Genomic DNA, 16892 nt, shown 5'->3' on the forward strand with positions numbered 1-16892 from the left:
AAATAAACCGTCCACTATCTGACGAAGGGAAATAACAATTTCTGATTCTCAGGCCACAGCATATTGTCCAAATCAATGAGTTTAGTGCCCGTATCGACACGTTCAGGAACATCCATTCCTTCGATTACCTCAACGGCATGTTTTACGGCTAAATACCCGTTACTAAAAGGATTTTGGATTACGGTCGCTTGAACCGTACCCTCCTGCAGCAACTCCATCATTGACGGGGAGCTGTCGAACGCAACCATTTTAATATTATGCAGCCCTCGGCTCTGGATAGCTTTTGCCGCCCCCTGTGAAGCTGTCTCATTCAAGCTGGCGATCCCGCGAAGATTTGGATGTTTCAGCAGCATTAACCGTGTCAGCTCTTCAGCATCACTAATACTCGAAGTGGTATAAGAAATCTCTACTACCTGTATGTTCGGATATCGGGCAGCGTAATTTAAAAATCCCTTTTCCCGCTCCTCCGCGTCCCTAGCACCATATTCAATGCCGTTTGAAGACTCCTGCTCCGCCCCCAAAGATGAATTTGTGAAGTTAATGATGCCAACCTCCCCGTATCCATTTAGCAGCTGAATGAGTCTTTCTGCAGACTTTTGTCCCGCTTCATAGCCGTTTGAACCCACATAGGCTCTTACTCTGGCCGAACCGACTTCTGCATCCACAGACAATACGGGAATCTTGGAATATGCCGCCCGATCAACCACTTGTGCAAGTCCCATATAGCTACTGGCAGCTAAAATAATAACGTCCGCTTTTTCTTTAATGGAGTCCTCAACCATTCTGACCTGTTCCGCAATATCACTCTCAGCATTCGGAGCTTTGAACGTTAGTTTCACATTAAATTCCTGTGCCGCAGCTTCTGCCCCCAATCTAACTGTATTCCAATAGTCGCCTTTGTTCATTTTTACAATAAGATGAATATTGCGGGTTTTGTTCGTGTTGATATAATTAGGTGCCGAATTAAAACAAGAGGTGATGGTTGTCCATAACATCACACATACCAGCAGGGTTAGCCAAAAACGAACGATTCTCATACCGATGTCTCATCCTCCTCATGTCCAGGATTGCCCTCGCCTGCTGTGAGTGCCGGGAAGATAAGAGTAACCGTAGTGCCTTCTTCAATTTCACTTTCAAAAGAAAGACCATAATCACGCCCATAATACAGCTCAATACGCTCGTTAACATTTCTAACGCCTACCCCGGAGCCATGCATACTCTTACTGCCGCCTGTTAAAAGAACCTTCATAGTCTCCTCGGACATTCCCAGTCCATTATCACGAATGCGGATGATGACAAGATCATCCTTCAGCTCCGCTTGGATCGAAATAAAACCTTCATCAGGCATCATTTCAATCCCGTGATACAGAGCATTCTCCACAATAGGTTGTAAAATTAGCTTAATCGTCTGACACTGCAGCACTTCATCCTGAGCCTCGATCTCGTAGCGGAACTTATTTTTGAACCGAAAACTCTGAATCACAAGGTAATGACGAACATGATCAAGCTCTTCCTGCACGGTAATCATATTATTCCCTTTACTAAGGCTAATCCGGAAAAACTTCGATAAGGACTGAATCATCGTGACTACCTCCTCAGTCTTGCCGCGTTCAGCGAGCCGGATCACAGAATTCAGGGTATTGTACAGAAAGTGCGGATTGATCTGGGATTGCAGTACTTCAAGCTCACCTTTACGTTTGGTTTCCTGTTCATAAATAATCTGATCCATCAGTTGGCGGATACGTTGCAGCATAAGGTTAAACCGTTTGGACAGCTGTTCCACCTCATACGCCCCACTGACATCTATTCGGGTGTTGAGATCCCCTTCGCCCACCTGCTGAAGCGTCCGTTCCAGCTTGCGGATAGGGCGGGCAATACGTGCAGACAAAAAGACAGATACAATAATTACACATAAAATGACTACCGCTAAAAACCAGGATAAAAAAGTGTTTAGATCACGTTTGGTGGTTACAATCTCATCATAATAAGCCACGCCCACGATCTTCCAGCCTGTCTGTTCCAGTGTTCTTACGGTGATAAACCGTTTTTCACCCGTAGACTCATCCAAATAGCTACGAAAAGCATATTCCAGTACTGGCTCCACATTCTCATATTTTAAGCCAGCGTAAATCAGCTGCTGCTGGGGATGGTACACAATATTTCCTAGCTGATCGAGGATGTAAGCGTATCCTCTTTTGCCAAGCTTAACCTGCTTGCTCAGCTCATCAATGGTTCGAAAGTTAAAATCCATCAGCAGGATGCCGGTTTTTAAGACTCCGTTCTCCTTATATTGAATTAATTTGCTGATAGACACGACCCAGATATATTGACCTTTGAACAAATTCTGAATATGAGGTGCGGAATAGGAGAGCTCTGATGTTCTTTGCGCCGTCGTAAACCAGCTCTGAGTCTCCAGCTGTGTGTTGCTGCGCAGCTTCTGACCGGGTGTTCCCACGACATATTTCCCCTGTGGTGTAAAAACAGCCGCCGAGACCAGATCCTCTCTGCTCCCCATTAGCATAGCCATTCTTTCCGTCAATAAAGCGGAATCCACGGAAGGGCTATTCGTAATCTGCTCCTCCGCTGTCTCAAAAATATTGCGCATTCCCTTAACATAAAGACCCAGATTGTAATTCACTTGCTCAATGATCTGCTGCATATTCATATTGGCATTCTCTTCTGCGGTCTTGGCAAACTTGTTGTACAGCATAAGGCTGACAACGACAGCTACCAGCACGGCAACAGATGTAAAAGTGAGTGTAATCGTAACTTGAATGCTTCGGAGCTTGGAGGACAACCGACGTTTTCCGCCTTTGGGATGCTGCGGTCTTAGAGGAAAGGAATAAGGTTTATCCTTCAGCATCTTTACCCTCCTCTGGAGCTGTTTTTATACTCTTTAGGAGATTGGCCATATTTTTTGCGGAAACAAAAGCTGAAATAGTTAGGATCGGCAAAACCTATTTTTTCTGCGATTTCAAAAGCCCTCAGCTCCGTGGACCGCAAAAGTTCCTTGGCTGCCTCTAACCTAATTTGCAAAAGATAACTAACGAACGTCATTTTCATTTCCTTCTTAAAAATACTGCTAAAATAGCCGGTACTTATATGTAAATGCTGACAAACCTTGCCGATGGAAATATCAGATTCAACATAGTGGCTGCGTATATATTCTTTAGCTTCATCAATAAGCAGCTTATAGGAAGATTGACGTTCTAATGCAATCGTATCCATTAAACCGCTACAGACTGCAATAATCCATTGCTTGGCTTCGGCCATACTATTAAATTTATTGATGGCAGTTAGCGACGAAATGCCAGAACCAATATACTTTGCAGCTTCACTGCCGGATTCTTTAGCCACTCGCAGGATAGATGTAAAAATCTCCAGCAAAAAAATCTGATAATCCTGTGTAGACACCTGCTCTGCGTCAAGACCGGCAAATAACTCCTCAACAACCTCTTTGAGTTCTTGCACCGTACCTAGTTTAATCGTCCGGATTAAGGATTGCTGGGTTAGTTCATCATAGGTTAGCAGTGTGCTGGAACGTGACTCAACGTCCTCAATCCAGATCACCCGGTTATTGCCGAGAATAAGCCGATAATCTAATGCCTGCAAGGCATCCCCAAAAGAATTAAATAACAAAGCAGGCGATGAACAGACCGTTCCGGAGCCTGCCGTTACCGTCAGCTTCAGAAAACGCTGTACGTTCTGGCGGATTTCTTCAAGAAGCTCAAAAGTCTTTCCAGTGATATCAGTTTCTTCCCCTTCTTCATGGATTGTGAGCAATACGACCTCATCACGATGAATAAACACCCTTCCAAAACCATGCTTCGAGCATATTTCTTCAGCAATATTCAGCACAGCGAATAGCTGTAAATTCTTTTCACCAGTGTCTCGTAAAGAAATTTGCCCGCCTGTTGCACCCCCAGCAGATTCCCGCTCAGGACGAATATAATCCACACTAATTACCGAAGCCTGAAACCACCGTCCCGTTAATTTTATGCCATATTCAGTGCTTTTCTCAGCAATTTCATCCGTACGCAATCTACGCGAAATAAGGGACGATAAAAATTGCTCCCTTAACACAGGCAGACTTTTCCGGTAATGCTCACTGAGTACAAATACATTTTCTTTTTCTGCAATTTCAGCCTCGATAGTGGCTCTAACCTTAAGCAATACTTCAATTAATTCCTGTGAAGAGAACGGTTTCAAAATATACTCATCAATTTGCAATTTTATCGCCTTCTGAGCATATTCAAATTCATCATACCCAGTCAAAATGATAATCTTAGTGTTAGGATGATGACTACGAATCCATTCAGCCAGCTGAAGTCCATTCATAAAAGGCATTTGGATATCGGTAACTACCACATCCGGCAGCAAACGGTCTATGGCATCCGCAGCTTCCCGTCCATTCTCCGCCTGCTCGACAATCTCAAATCCGTAACGCTCCCAGTCAATCTGCCCGATAACGCCTTCCCTAACGTCTTCTTCATCTTCAGCAAGAACTAGCTTATACATGTCTCATCCCTCTTTGGAAACGTTTTAGATGTCATAAATTTTATTGTATATGATTCAAACCAATCCATCTATGGTTAAGTTATTTAAATAGTTTTAGGTATTAATATATTAAATACATATAAAAAAAGAGTTCCAGAGCAAAAAAAAACCATCCCGCCGTAGCTGGGATGGGGATGATCGGTAACCTATAAGTATTATAGCAACGCTTTGTTAAAGCGATAGCCTGCTGTCTTTTCGAAACCGATATGACGATAAAAAGCATGTGCCGGTGCGCGTTCTACGCGGTTGCCACTTCTAAGGAAAAGCTGACAGCAACCTTGCTCACGTGCCCATTCTTCTGCTGCGGCCACAAGTCTTTTACCGAGTCCGTTTCCTCTGAGTTCTTCTGATACGATAAGTGCAGTAATCTCAGTGATACAATCTGTCTGTTTGTAATACGAGCTTACCTGTCTAAGGCCGATCATACCCACAACTTCATTGTTCAGCTCTGCTACAAGTGTGCATTGGAGATTGCTGTTCTCCATGCTTTCCAGTCTCTCTTTCATCACGCTTAGCGTTGTTGGATAGCCGAATTCCCGCAGAAGCGCTGTAACTCTCTCCAGATCATTCAAGCCGCATTTGCGAATTTCCAGTACAGGTGCCATGGTACTACTGTTCATCCTCATATACCTCCACTTTTAGCATAGACGCCGCCTGCTTGGCTATCGTCCGCGCGATTTCCACATCTTTTGCCGCACTTAACGCTACTGCCATCCGCCGACCAGGACGAACTTCCGGTTTACCAAATACGCGAACCTGAGTCCTAGGCAGTTCCAAAGCTTCACCAATTCCGGTCACAGCAAAGGCTCGTCCCTCTCCATCAGCCTTCAGCGTAGCTGAGGCACCAGGTGTCAGCAATTGTACTGACTGGACAGGAAAACCAAGAATAGCTCTGACATGCACTGCAAATTGAGATAAATCCTGCGTCGCCATCGTGACCATCCCCGTATCATGGGGTCTAGGTGACACTTCACTGAACAATACGCCTCGATCTGTCAAAAAAAGTTCCACTCCAAAAATACCGAAACCTCCGAGCTGATCCGTTACTGCTTTTGCAATAGATTGCGCTTCTTCAAGCAGCTCTGGCTTCATAAAGTGAGGCTGCCAGGATTCCACGTAATCTCCATCCTTCTGAATATGTCCAATAGGTGGACAAAATACCGTACCAGACACAGATCGCACCGTCAAAAGAGTAATCTCGCTCTCAAAAGTAACAAAAGCCTCCACGATAACTCGTGTTCCTTTAGCTCTCGCTCCAACCAAAGCAGTGTTCCAGCAGTTTTCTGCATCCTCAGGGCTTTTGCATACGCTCTGACCCTTGCCAGAAGAACTCATAATCGGCTTAATGACATAAGGAGTACCTAGCTCGGCTATAGCTTGTTGCAGCTCTTCCAGACTATCCGCAAAACGGTAATCAGCAGTTGGCAGTCCAAGGTCTTCAGCCGCAAGACGACGAATCCCTTCTCTGTCCATGGTCAGCCGAGCCGCCCGCGCCGTCGGAACAACGAAAAAGCCTTCTTCTTCAAGCTCTTGAAGAGCATGAGTGGCAATTGCCTCAATCTCCGGAACAATGACATCCGGTTTCTCAGAGCGAATCAGCGCTTTCAGCGCCTCTGCATCCAGCATATCAATTACATGTGAACGATGAGCTACACCCATCGCCGGTGCATCGGTATAACGGTCTACAGCTACGGTCTCTACGCCAAGGCGTTGAGCTTCAATTATGACTTCCTTACCCAGTTCCCCGCTGCCCAGCAGCAACAGCTTGCGGCTTTGAGCTGAAAAAGGAGCTCCCCACATTGTCGATTCCAACCTCTTTCGGCAAATTGACTGTCTCGTTTTTATGAATTTCAGAAAACGTAACAGTTTCATTGTATATTTTCAGGCTTCTTTATTTTCATCCATCATACGCCAGATTGCAAGTGTTCTTCGACATTTTCCTACAAACTTCACAGAACTTTGTCGACTTTATCAACGAAAGTTTGTTCTAGACGTGATAATTGGTGGCTTATTTGGCCCCAATGATCTGCAGTCTCACCCCCTTTAAGGAGATCTAACATCGCTTTCTCTTGCTCCGCAAGCCCTTCTTGCAGGCTTTCGGCAGCAGATTTTAATTCTCTGCTGATATTCTCGACGTAATGAGCGATTAATTTTTCCTTCTGCTCTGCCGCTGCAAGATTAACCGCTTCTTTCAAAAGCGGCTCTGCCGCACCTTTGACCAACTCCCGCCCAGTTCCCTCAAAGAAATAACGCGGGGATTTGAAATGGCCCCATAAAGCGGACCACTGCACAGGCTGAAGCTGGCATTCCAGATCCTTAGGAGATGGCCAAGCCTGCTCCTCATTCTCCATAAGATGAAATTCCTCCGTGGAAAAGAGTAGCTCTGTAGCTGCCGCTTCAGCAGCTTCATGTACAAGCCTGCGTCCCGTGCCCTCTAGCCGCAGCGTTGTTGCCCATAGCTCTTGCTCAAGCTCGCGCTGAGTAGTACGTATTAGTTCGGCACCACAGGCAGAGAAAATGGCTTTTAAATTACCTGCATCCTCACGCAGTAAGGAGGGATGAAAAGATTCCTGAAAATTTCTGTTGAAGGAGAAGCTAATCCGCTGGCACACATGATAGATCAGTTCTTCACTTTCATGAATTAGATCTCTGCTAGGACGTTCCTCAGTCTCCAAAAGAGATAACCGCTTCATGGCGAACTGCCGCCTTTCCTGCAGTTCTTTTAACCCGGCTTCACGCTCGCTCGCCGCCTTGGAAGCCAGATTCTGCCATTCCTCAGCCCGGCGCCGAACCGATGCGATGCTCTCAGCAGCTGCGTTAAGTGAAAGCTGTGGAAGCTCATCACCAGCAAAGCTGGATAATGCTTGCTCAAATTCATTGAAGCGGGAGGTTTCATAAAGATCGTGATTATGTTGAGTTTTAGCTTCTAGAGCAAGCAAGCTGGACAAAGCATAGATTCTCGGAGACCGCAAACCTCCGGCACGCAGATTTTGAACGACATGTGCTTTAACCTCATCTAGTTCTTCTTCGCTTGAAGCGAGATCGGAGGCATTAATAATAAAGAACATTTTATCGAGAGAAAAGCTGTCTTTAATGCGGCCCAGCTGGGCCAAGAGGCCGCGATCCGCCTTCGAAAAGGCGTGGTTATAATAGGTCACAAAACAGATCGCATCCGCATTTTTCATGTAACTAAAGGTTACGCCAGTGTGGCGTGCATGCAGTGAATCTGCTCCTGGTGTATCTACGAGCACAATCCCGCTCTCCGTCAAAGGACAGGCATAATATAGGTCAATCCCTTGCACGAAGCAAGCCCGGGTCTCTTCCGCAACTAGGTTTCGATATTCATCCAAATCAACCGTCCGCACCGTTCCTAATAGCGGCTCAGCTTCAGCCCAACCGGATGCTGCGGCTCTTAGAAATCCTGCATGCGGCAGCGCAGAGGGGTGAATTCCCCGTGTTGGCAGGCTCGCAAGTACTGCTGTCCACGTCTCCTGTTGCGGCTCTCCAAGCTGCAGCACGCTGAAGGAATGGCAGATGTCATCCCAGAAATCCGCCATGCTCTTCATCGTTACAACCGCGCTGGCATGGCGGAAGTCTCCTTCCGGCGCCAATATGCGGTTAACTGCGGCCGTGGCAGGGTGTGGCGACACGGGCAGTACTTCTTCGCCGAGCAAAGCGTTGGCGAAGGAAGATTTGCCTGCGCTGAACGCACCGAACAGTGCAAGGGTAAAGCGGCCGCCGGCGAGATCCTCCGCCCGTGCGGCCAGACTGCGCGCCGCCGATGCCATCGCTGGCTCGCGGCGCAGCAGCTCTGCCGCAGCCGCCAGCGCGTCAGCGGCTGCCGAGAGCCGGCGGCGTCCGCCCGCCGGCGAAGCCGTTCCCGCCGCCCAGCTTGCGGCGGCGGCGCTTCCAGCCGCGGCGCGTTCGCGCGGCTGGATCTCCCGCGGTGCGGCGCTCTGCGTTGCCGCACGTGGGGTGACCCTCACCTCCGGCAGGATGCCGGGGTTGGGTCCGGCGCGGCGGCAGCAGCGCCGCTAGCTCGTGCGCGCGGGCGTCAGCCGCGCGGTCCAGGGCGGCTAGCGCGCGGGCAGCGCGCGCCTGCCGCGTAAGGGCCTGTTCGCGGCGCTGGAGTTCCGCGCGCTGCTCCTCGATAAGCGATGGCAGCTTCGCCAGCAGCTCATCGCCAACTAACAGCGCAGCGCGGCGGAATTGGCTCTTCAGCTCTGCCGCAAGTGTGCGGCAGAAATTGAGCAGCGCCTCGCCGCTATTCCCCGTTCCCGGCTTAACTGCAGCCGCCAGCCATTCTTGGCTCAACGCCGGGAACCCTTGCTTCAGAGTCGTCTCTGCCTCCTCTGCCCACAGTCCGAGATTCTCCGCCCATTGACGTACCAGCTGAATCAGATGCCATTCCAGCTGAGCGGAAACCTCTCGGACCAGTAATCCTTGCCAGGCATCCAGTCGTTTGTCTTGTTCCTTCTCCCGCCGTCCGGCTGTAGAGAACAAACCTAAGCGGAAGCCTGAGCTGACACTCTCCACATAGCTCCCTGCCGCCTCTCTAACATCCGCAGGCATTAAGTTAGCATTATTGAGTAAGGCATCAAGATCACTTCGCAGGCTAGCTCGTGATTGCTGAGGCAGCTCCTCAAGCAGTGCCTTCTCTTCTTCCAGCGATTTCAGCTCTTCCATCACAACTGTAACCTCTGCACCCTCTAGCTCAGCTAAAAAAGTTTCCCGTTCCTCCTGCTGGTCTTCACGGAACGCGGTTAGCGAAGAATCTGCTGTATGATGAATGGAACGTGACAAGCTATATTGAAGCAATTGTTCCCTATGCTCCAACAGCTCTGTTATAAGGTTCAGCAGATTATCCCAATGATTCAGTGGGTGCTCTTTCATTTTGAGTGAGGTAAACAGAATCCCCGCACAATGAATCCCCCACTGCTCGAAAGCATTTTCAAGCTGGCGTTTATATTCTTCAATGGAAATTTCTTGTTCTCTATGCTTGTCTATCTGATTAACAATAAGATAGAGCGGTTTGCCCCAGTCACTAAGATTTTTGGCAAAAGCCAAATTATTCTCTGACTGTACATGGTTATAATCCATAACATAAAAGACGACATCAGCTAAATGCAGCGCGGAACGAGTGGCGGCCTGGTGGCCATCATCCGTCGAATCTACGCCAGGCGTATCCAATAGAACACCATGCTTCCCTAGAAGAGGAATCTCATTCCAGACTTCAATCGCGGAATATTCTCCGCCATTTCGACAATATTCCTGTAATCTTTCTGGTGTTGTCTCTACAGGGGTAGATTCATTTCCACTTCCCTCAACCCTTGGATAGATAAGCACTCGTGGAGCCCCGCTGCGAATAGAAACAATATTGGCACTAGTCGGCACAGGTCCGGAAGGCAACACTGAGCTGCCGCATAAAAGATTAATCATGCTGGATTTCCCTGCCGAGAAATGCCCACAAAAAGCAAGGGTCAGTTCATTCCCACCCTCTTTATTTTGTAAATCTTCATATATTCGTTCAGCACTCTCGTCGCCCCAGTGGCGCATTAAATCTTTCAGCCGGGAAAGCTGCGATGCTGTTTCACTTAATGTTTCTCTCTGAATTCTAACCTGTTCCGCTCCCACAGACATTCCACCTCCACAGTTACCTTCTAATCATGCACTGATCTTAATCCATTCATGAATACTGATTTAAGCTCTTTTTTATGCAAAACTTATATAGGTGCAATTTCTGAACTTTAGCGCGGAACATTTTTTATAAATAATAATTACAGTTTATCACCAGTTTGACACAAATTAAATACACACTACTTACAAAATAACCTATCATCTCCTACGAAATGATACCAAAAAAGAAGCGTGGTTGTCGTCCTGTAAAGCCAACAGTCGTTTCTCGTAGAAATATAAGGATATTCAATAAAAAAAGGAGCCAGCCCCAAGGGCTGACTCCATTTCAGGTCACTTCTCAATTATGCAGTTTCCAAAACAGGCAACAGAATTTCAAAAACTTTTCCGTGCTGCAGAATAGTCAATCCACGAGATTTGTCTCTCATTACGACAACCTCTGGTTTTACAGACATACGCTCCAGATAGTGCTCAGGCACATCACCGGAATGACTGATCGTAATGCCCTCTACTTCTTGCTCTTCATTTTCTTCCAACGGGCTTTCCACTACGCGGTCAAAAATATCCGAGAATACCTCAAAATTATCTGTGTATACAGAAATGCATTTCATCTCTATCCCATCCTCTTCTTCAACTCTAACTTTTAACTTTTTGGCGTATGATCTTTAGCTTTCCTGACGACAGCCGTTTTCATACGTTTTTTGCCCTCTCGACATACATCAAGGAGCGGACAAACCTGACATTTTGGATTCTGAGCCTTACAGTGATATCGTCCGAAAAAGATTAGCCGGTGATGCGTGAGCGTCCATTCATCACGTGGCACAGCCTTCATCAGCTTTTTCTCCACTTCCAGCACAGAATCTTTCCAGCCTGCCAATGCAAGTCGTTTAGCAACCCGCTCCACATGAGTGTCCACAGCAATGGCAGGAACTCCAAATGCGTTGGATACTACTACATTAGCGGTTTTACGACCTACTCCTGGCAACGTTACAAGCAAGTCATGTGCCTCAGGCACTTCTCCGCCATACTGTTCTATGAGTATAGAGCACAGGCTTTGGATATGCTTAGCTTTGTTACGATATAAGCCGATGCGCCGGATATCCCCCTCCAATTCCTCCAGCGGCACAGAAATATAATCGATGGGGGCTTTGTACTTTTGGAACAGGTCCTCGGTCACTTTGTTCACCGTTGCATCCGTACATTGGGCTGACAGCAGCACCGCTATTGTCAATTCAAAAGCGTTACTGTGATTCAGCTCGCAATGTGCATCCGGAAACAAATCTCCAATCGTATCCAAAATGTGGCGGACGTCTGCAGCTTTCATAGTGTCCCCTCCACGGAGCAAAAACGCTCAGAAAATTCTATCGAGCGTCTCACCTCAAATGTTAGAAATATAAGCAAAGTATGTATTATAACGTATGGATTCATACATTTCAACACATACGATACTGGCATTATATTTCAAGTATTAACGCCTGGATTATCCTAATAAGAACAGTAAGCGTTTAAGCGAGAAATATAAGACATACAGTATAGGAGCAATACTTATACTTTCTTATATTTCAAAAAAAACGTCTTGACGCAGGTAAAGCCCCCTGTGTCAAGACGGTGATTCACTCAGAAATCCACCATTGCAACTATTGTTTCACAATTTCAACCAAAATATCATTATTGAAATACATTATAATATTATCATTTTCTTTCAAAGATTGCACGGATAAAGTCGAATCTCCCTGATGAATATAAACATTAGCAGGAACAAAAAATTGATATTTATCGTTCAAATTAGGTCTCTTCGTCACCAATGAGTTTGTTGCACTCTCATAACGTGAGAATGTTCTACTGAGCTGAGACATAATACGAATCGTTGTAGATCCATCCGGATCCTTGCGAATCTCTACTCTGTCCCCTGCCGTCAAGTTGCTAAGAGCAGTCGTTGTCGAGCCGTCACGAATGATTTTGACTCCTCCACTTACCGCTAAGGTCTGTGCAGCTCCAGCATAATCCTTCACGACTACGCTATTCCCAGCGGCATCTACAGAACTTACCTGACCTGTTGTGAGCTTAACTGCTTGAATAGCCAGCGGTGAGCTACCATCAAAGGTCACATTAAGATAATCTCCCGCTTTTAAATCCGTTAGCTTAATGCTCTCACCAGCTTCATTGGTCAACGGGATTGCCAAAGTATTAATATCACTGGTTCCCCCATTCCATTTGATGCCCAAACGGTTGGTTCCAGAATTCACGGTTGCCGCTTCAACTTGCAGCACAGTCTTCACTTTCAATACCGCTATCAGATCCTGACCTGTAGTCAGTGAAGCCGTTACATTGCTTCCAATAGGAATATCACTTAGGGAAGGACTAGTCTTACCAAAGAGATCAACAAGTTGCGGATAAGGCATCGTTAAACTTTGTCCATCATTAAGCTTCAAAACAAGAGTTTTCGACGTAGAATTAACAGCTGTTAAAGTTCCTTCGTACTTTGTGACAATTTCCAAAGACAAAGCCCGCTGTCCTATTGCCTTCAGATTAACTTTGCGGTTCTCGATAAGTTTCGCACCCATATTAGTTAAGTTAGGCAATGCACCTTCATAAATCAGCTTTGTTTTCTCATCCAACTGAACCACATGGGCTTTTTTGCTGCTGTCCATAACTGTAAGGAGCTGTGTTTTGCTATTATAATCCACAATTGTTGCTCCACTATACTGCTCAATTTGGCGGCTTAACACTTCAATTTTGGTAACTTGATCGCTGCTGTTTAAGGTAACCTGAATCTTGTCCCCACCTACTGCATCAGCAATAAGATCATCAGCTACTGCTCCACTCATGTTCGGAATAACAATCGTCGGTTTAGTGCCAAGCAGTTTAACCTCACGATTTCCGTCTGCTTTTTTGTAAACAACTGTGGAACTAGTCAGCTCGGTAAGTACCCCCTCAACTGTCCGTTCAACACCTTCCGTCACTTCTACAGTGCGGATCACATTATCTTGAATCGTATATTTCACCGCATTACCTGTCTTCAAATCTGCAGGTTTCAGCACTGATGCTTGGGAGCTGAATAATGAAGTCCCATCTTCCCATTTAAAAGTTTCTACAGTACCCGCAGTATTTTTGAAAGTAATGCTTTTACCAGTAAGATCTACACTTTGAATAGTGCCTGTGGTTGTTTTGTTAACAACCCCTGAAGTCACTTGAACCTTTACTACTTTATGCGAACCACTATACGTTTCTCGTTGCAGTGAAACTACACTGTCTGTTACCAGCGAAGCAGGTTCAAGTCCAGCTCCATTTACATCCACAAAGGAAGTAGTCTCATCGTAGTAATATTCAGTGAACCCTGTTGGTGACTTTAACCAAAGCTTATTACCTGGAGCTACCATGGCGAAGTTTCCTGACAGAGTCTCTACTTGTTGTGTAGGGTCAGTCACTTCAACATAAGCCGCGTTATATGTCGCACCAATTACAGTAACCTTAGTGTAGGGTTGGACATCACTTAGATTGATTCTGCTTTCAGAGGCACTTGTGTAATAAGCAGTGCTTGCTCCCAGGGTATATGTAGAAGTCTTTCCGTTGTTATAAACGGATAGTTTCCCATCTGCTAATTGACTGATCGTTCCTGATACCGTGTTGTCGTATTCAACCGTATTGTGAGCTTCAGCACGACTGAAAAAAGTCGCCAATTGCGCACGTGTTACAGCACCTTGCGGATCAAAACGATTGCCGTCAAGTCCGTTTGCTAGGCCTAAATCAACGGCAACGTTGATGTAACCACGTTTGTTGGCAGACACTTTGGTATCATCCGCAAAGCCTGTTGGCTCACTAGCGGCCCCTGCTGCATCTGCGCTTTTTCCAAGGGAGCGGATTAACAGCTCCGCAATCCATTCCCGGGATGCTTTACGCTCCCCCCAAGAAGTCTTCAGATTATCTGGAGCCATTTCGGTTGCTTTATCGAGTAATCCTTGTTGAAAAGCTAACACAACATAATCCTTGTAATAATTCGTAACCTTAAAATCTGTAGGCAATGCTACCGCAGAAGAAGCATCCACTTTATCCTGCAGCTTCATAAACCGCAGGGCCATAAGCACTGCTTCCTGCTGAGTTACAGAATCACCCGGACGGAACAATCCATTATTCCCAACCACAATTCCTTGTGAAGCGAGTTTATAAATATGTTTTTCAGCCCAGAAGCCTGTCTTCACATCGCTAAAAATCCCTACAGATTGTGTAGTGGTTGATGTCGGTGTAGTGGCAGCTGTGTCTGCAAACACTGCACTTGCACCACCAAAAACCATAACACCAGCCATAACAGCCGACACTGCTTTATTAGAATAAGCCTTCAATGGACGTTTTGACCTTTTTTGCGCGGACAATAGATTATTCCCCTCTCTATGACTCAAATAAATAGTATGTTTAAAAATTCGTCAGCTAGATACCTAATTCCTTTGTTGCATAACCAATTAAGAATTATCTCTAGTCATAGGATGCAATAGATCCACATGGCCCATTAGACTTTCTACCTTTTCACCATCAACTAAAACTTCGATACTCTTTACTTCCGCAAATTGAAAATAAGTTTTGGCAAGTGAAGTAATGGCAAAGGATTCTCCACCCGCACCAAGCTGAGCTTCATCTGGTTTATGAATATCCATTACGATTTGACCCTCTACGAATTTTAATGATTTCAGTTCAATTTTCCCCCACAAAGGTACAAGATCTGTATTCTCACTACTTTGCAGTGCTTTGAACGTCTCTGTATATTTCTCAACATCGTCAGAGTAGTTAATCGTAGTCTTAGCAGGCACTAAATCCATAATTTGCGAATCAGTGTAATAAACTTCAATACTCTGGCTTTGCTTTTGTGTCTCATTTTCTACCGGCTTCGAAGATGGCTGAGTTTCTGCATTAGTATTATCTGCTGTCGGTTGCGGAGTGCTAGCCACTTCGGTTTCCTGATCATCAGATGGAGCTGGGGTACTTTCTCCAGCACCACTTACAACGTTTGTAGTATCTTGCTCCACTCCATTAGCAGGAGCTGCAGTAGGCTTATCTCCACAGCCAGCTATCACTAGTAGAAGTAGCGCAGCAACCCCAACCATAGTCCATTTTTGTTTAAACATTAATAAACGCCTCCTCTAGATGAATACGGGCAGACAGGTACCGCAAAACCACTTCTTGCCTTTTTATTGATAAAAGCAGAAAGCTGACTTTGCGGCGCTCGTCTGCCACTGGTCTGTTATTTTATACCCAAATATTCCTTGATCCCACTCACTATTGAAGCAGCAACTTTATTTTGTAATGCTTCCGTAAAGAGCAATGTCTCATCCTTCTTATTGCTAAGGTATCCTACTTCAAGTAGAACAGCAGGCATTTTCGTTTCACGAATGACATGGAAATTTCCGTATCGTACACCGCGATCACTAAGCCCTGTAGCCTCAACAAGATACTTATGCATTACTTTCGCTAAGGCCTTACTGGCTTCCCGCTGATAATACGTTTCTGTCCCGCTTGCCGCAGAAGATGCGGAACTGTTAGCATGTACAGAAATGAATAGATCTGCTTTTAAATTATTAGCCATAGCCGCTCTATCCTTGAGCTCCAAGAATGTATCGTCACTGCGTGTCAGTACGACATCGATATTACTTTCTTTTTTCAGCAATGCTGCTGTCTTAAGTACTATAGCTAAATTAAAATTCTTTTCGTATTTTCCTGTTACTCCTACTGCACCAGAATCTTTGGCTCCGTGCCCCGCATCCAGTACTACGAGCTTCTTGCCATCATTACCTGGCTGTGTTGAAGTATCATCCGTACTTTCTGCATTCAGGTCAATGATAACCAACTTAGAATCCGTCCCAGAGACGCTGATGTTATAATTCTTAGGATAATTCAAATCAATTACAAAACGAACAGTATAAGGATTGGAGCTATAAAGCGAATACCGGACACCTGATACATCAGGATAATCCTTCACTTCCAGTTTACCATTCAGATCAGGATCAAGAACTTGTCCCGTACCAAACAGATCTGAGAAAGTGGCATTAGGAAAATCAATAACTAACCGATCCGGCCCTGTCATTACACTTACTTTTGGCTCGGAATTACCTTCCATCGCAATGCTTAAACGATTCTCACTAAAGCTCAAACCATTTATCATGGTTAAATTTTTAGTAGGATCTACCGGCGGAACAACAACTTCAGATCCACCATTTCCAGAGTTCCCATCAGAACTGCCGTTTTCATTTGAGGATCCTGGGGTAATAAGATACACGATCTTCTTCGCATTATCCCAAGTGACGGTGAGACCAAACTGCTCACTTATGAACCGTATAGGTACAAGTGTCGTATCACTCCGCAGGACAGGCGCAGTGGTAAGCTGTACTGTTTTGTCATCAACCGAAGCTGTCTTTTGATTAACAATAAGTTTGATTACCTTCCCTTGCTGTTCAATCGTCACCGTTTTGCTTTTTTGATCCCAGCCCACGGTATAACCAAGACTCTCGGAGATCAATCTCAACGGTACCATGATAGTATCATTCACATTTTCAACCGGTACTTTTTGCCCTGCAGTAATCTCTTTGCCGTCTAGATAAATCTTGCTATCCGCGGCAGCAGCATGTCCATGCTCAGGCAAAACCAACACAAAGAGCAACAATAACAACATCAAACTGAATTTCTTCATTCTTCACCTCTAAGAATCTAGTATT

Annotated in this window: 12 protein-coding genes; all 12 read right to left on the minus strand. The window is 45.7% G+C overall.

Annotated elements, in window-relative coordinates:
- Positions 1-14: 14 nt before the first annotated feature.
- Positions 15-1037, minus strand: coding sequence for a substrate-binding domain-containing protein (locus MHI15_RS03535; protein ID WP_076127584.1), 1023 nt, complete (start codon positions 1035-1037; stop codon positions 15-17).
- The gene (locus tag MHI15_RS03540) at positions 1034-2863 is read right to left on the minus strand and encodes a sensor histidine kinase (protein ID WP_081387836.1); all 1830 of its coding nucleotides are present in this window, start codon (positions 2861-2863) and stop codon (positions 1034-1036) included. Before MHI15_RS03540 ends, MHI15_RS03535 begins: the two co-directional genes overlap by 4 nt.
- 2 nt (positions 2864-2865) lie before the next feature.
- The gene (locus MHI15_RS03545) at positions 2866-4518 is read right to left on the minus strand and encodes a response regulator (RefSeq protein ID WP_076127582.1); all 1653 of its coding nucleotides are present in this window, start codon (positions 4516-4518) and stop codon (positions 2866-2868) included.
- Positions 4519-4712: 194 nt separating this feature from the next.
- The gene (locus MHI15_RS03550; RefSeq protein ID WP_232061416.1) at positions 4713-5177 is read right to left on the minus strand and encodes a GNAT family N-acetyltransferase; all 465 of its coding nucleotides are present in this window, start codon (positions 5175-5177) and stop codon (positions 4713-4715) included.
- Positions 5167-6357, minus strand: a complete 1191-nt coding sequence (purT, locus tag MHI15_RS03555; RefSeq protein ID WP_076127580.1) for a formate-dependent phosphoribosylglycinamide formyltransferase — start codon at positions 6355-6357, stop codon at positions 5167-5169. Before purT ends, MHI15_RS03550 begins: the two co-directional genes overlap by 11 nt.
- A 149-nt stretch (positions 6358-6506) precedes the next feature.
- The gene (locus tag MHI15_RS03560) at positions 6507-8345 is read right to left on the minus strand and encodes a dynamin family protein (protein ID WP_341164507.1); all 1839 of its coding nucleotides are present in this window, start codon (positions 8343-8345) and stop codon (positions 6507-6509) included.
- 43 nt (positions 8346-8388) lie between these two features.
- Entirely contained in the window at positions 8389-10191 is a 1803-nt protein-coding gene (locus tag MHI15_RS03565) for a dynamin family protein (RefSeq protein WP_341164134.1), read from the minus strand.
- A 344-nt stretch (positions 10192-10535) separates the two neighbouring features.
- Positions 10536-10802 (minus strand): hypothetical protein, encoded by a 267-nt coding sequence (locus MHI15_RS03570; protein WP_036676334.1) that lies wholly within the window; start codon positions 10800-10802, stop codon positions 10536-10538.
- Positions 10803-10834: 32 nt separating this feature from the next.
- A complete protein-coding gene (nth, locus tag MHI15_RS03575; RefSeq protein WP_036676333.1) occupies positions 10835-11515 on the minus strand; it encodes an endonuclease III in 681 nt (226 codons plus the stop codon).
- A gap of 313 nt (positions 11516-11828) precedes the next feature.
- Entirely contained in the window at positions 11829-14561 is a 2733-nt protein-coding gene (locus MHI15_RS03580) for an S-layer homology domain-containing protein (protein WP_341164135.1), read from the minus strand.
- Positions 14562-14648: 87 nt separating this feature from the next.
- The gene (locus MHI15_RS03585) at positions 14649-15308 is read right to left on the minus strand and encodes a GerMN domain-containing protein (RefSeq protein WP_076281440.1); all 660 of its coding nucleotides are present in this window, start codon (positions 15306-15308) and stop codon (positions 14649-14651) included.
- Positions 15309-15424: 116 nt separating this feature from the next.
- The gene (locus MHI15_RS03590; protein WP_341164136.1) at positions 15425-16867 is read right to left on the minus strand and encodes an N-acetylmuramoyl-L-alanine amidase family protein; all 1443 of its coding nucleotides are present in this window, start codon (positions 16865-16867) and stop codon (positions 15425-15427) included.
- Positions 16868-16892: the final 25 nt, after the last annotated feature.

It is taken from the genome of Paenibacillus sp. FSL H7-0918 (assembly GCF_038007025.1).
GTDB lineage: Bacteria > Bacillota > Bacilli > Paenibacillales > Paenibacillaceae > Paenibacillus_AQ > Paenibacillus_AQ odorifer.

Coding starts and splice junctions, on each gene's coding strand:
- MHI15_RS03535 (WP_076127584.1), bottom strand. CDS start 1,037: ATGAGAATCGTTCGTTTTTGGCTAACCCTGCTGGTATGTGTGATGTTA.
- MHI15_RS03540 (WP_081387836.1), bottom strand. CDS start 2,863: ATGCTGAAGGATAAACCTTATTCCTTTCCTCTAAGACCGCAGCATCCC.
- MHI15_RS03545 (WP_076127582.1), bottom strand. CDS start 4,518: ATGTATAAGCTAGTTCTTGCTGAAGATGAAGAAGACGTTAGGGAAGGC.
- MHI15_RS03550 (WP_232061416.1), bottom strand. CDS start 5,177: ATGAACAGTAGTACCATGGCACCTGTACTGGAAATTCGCAAATGCGGC.
- purT (WP_076127580.1), bottom strand. CDS start 6,357: ATGTGGGGAGCTCCTTTTTCAGCTCAAAGCCGCAAGCTGTTGCTGCTG.
- MHI15_RS03560 (WP_341164507.1), bottom strand. CDS start 8,345: ATGGCATCGGCGGCGCGCAGTCTGGCCGCACGGGCGGAGGATCTCGCC.
- MHI15_RS03570 (WP_036676334.1), bottom strand. CDS start 10,802: ATGAAATGCATTTCTGTATACACAGATAATTTTGAGGTATTCTCGGAT.
- nth (WP_036676333.1), bottom strand. CDS start 11,515: ATGAAAGCTGCAGACGTCCGCCACATTTTGGATACGATTGGAGATTTG.
- MHI15_RS03585 (WP_076281440.1), bottom strand. CDS start 15,308: ATGTTTAAACAAAAATGGACTATGGTTGGGGTTGCTGCGCTACTTCTA.
- MHI15_RS03590 (WP_341164136.1), bottom strand. CDS start 16,867: ATGAAGAAATTCAGTTTGATGTTGTTATTGTTGCTCTTTGTGTTGGTT.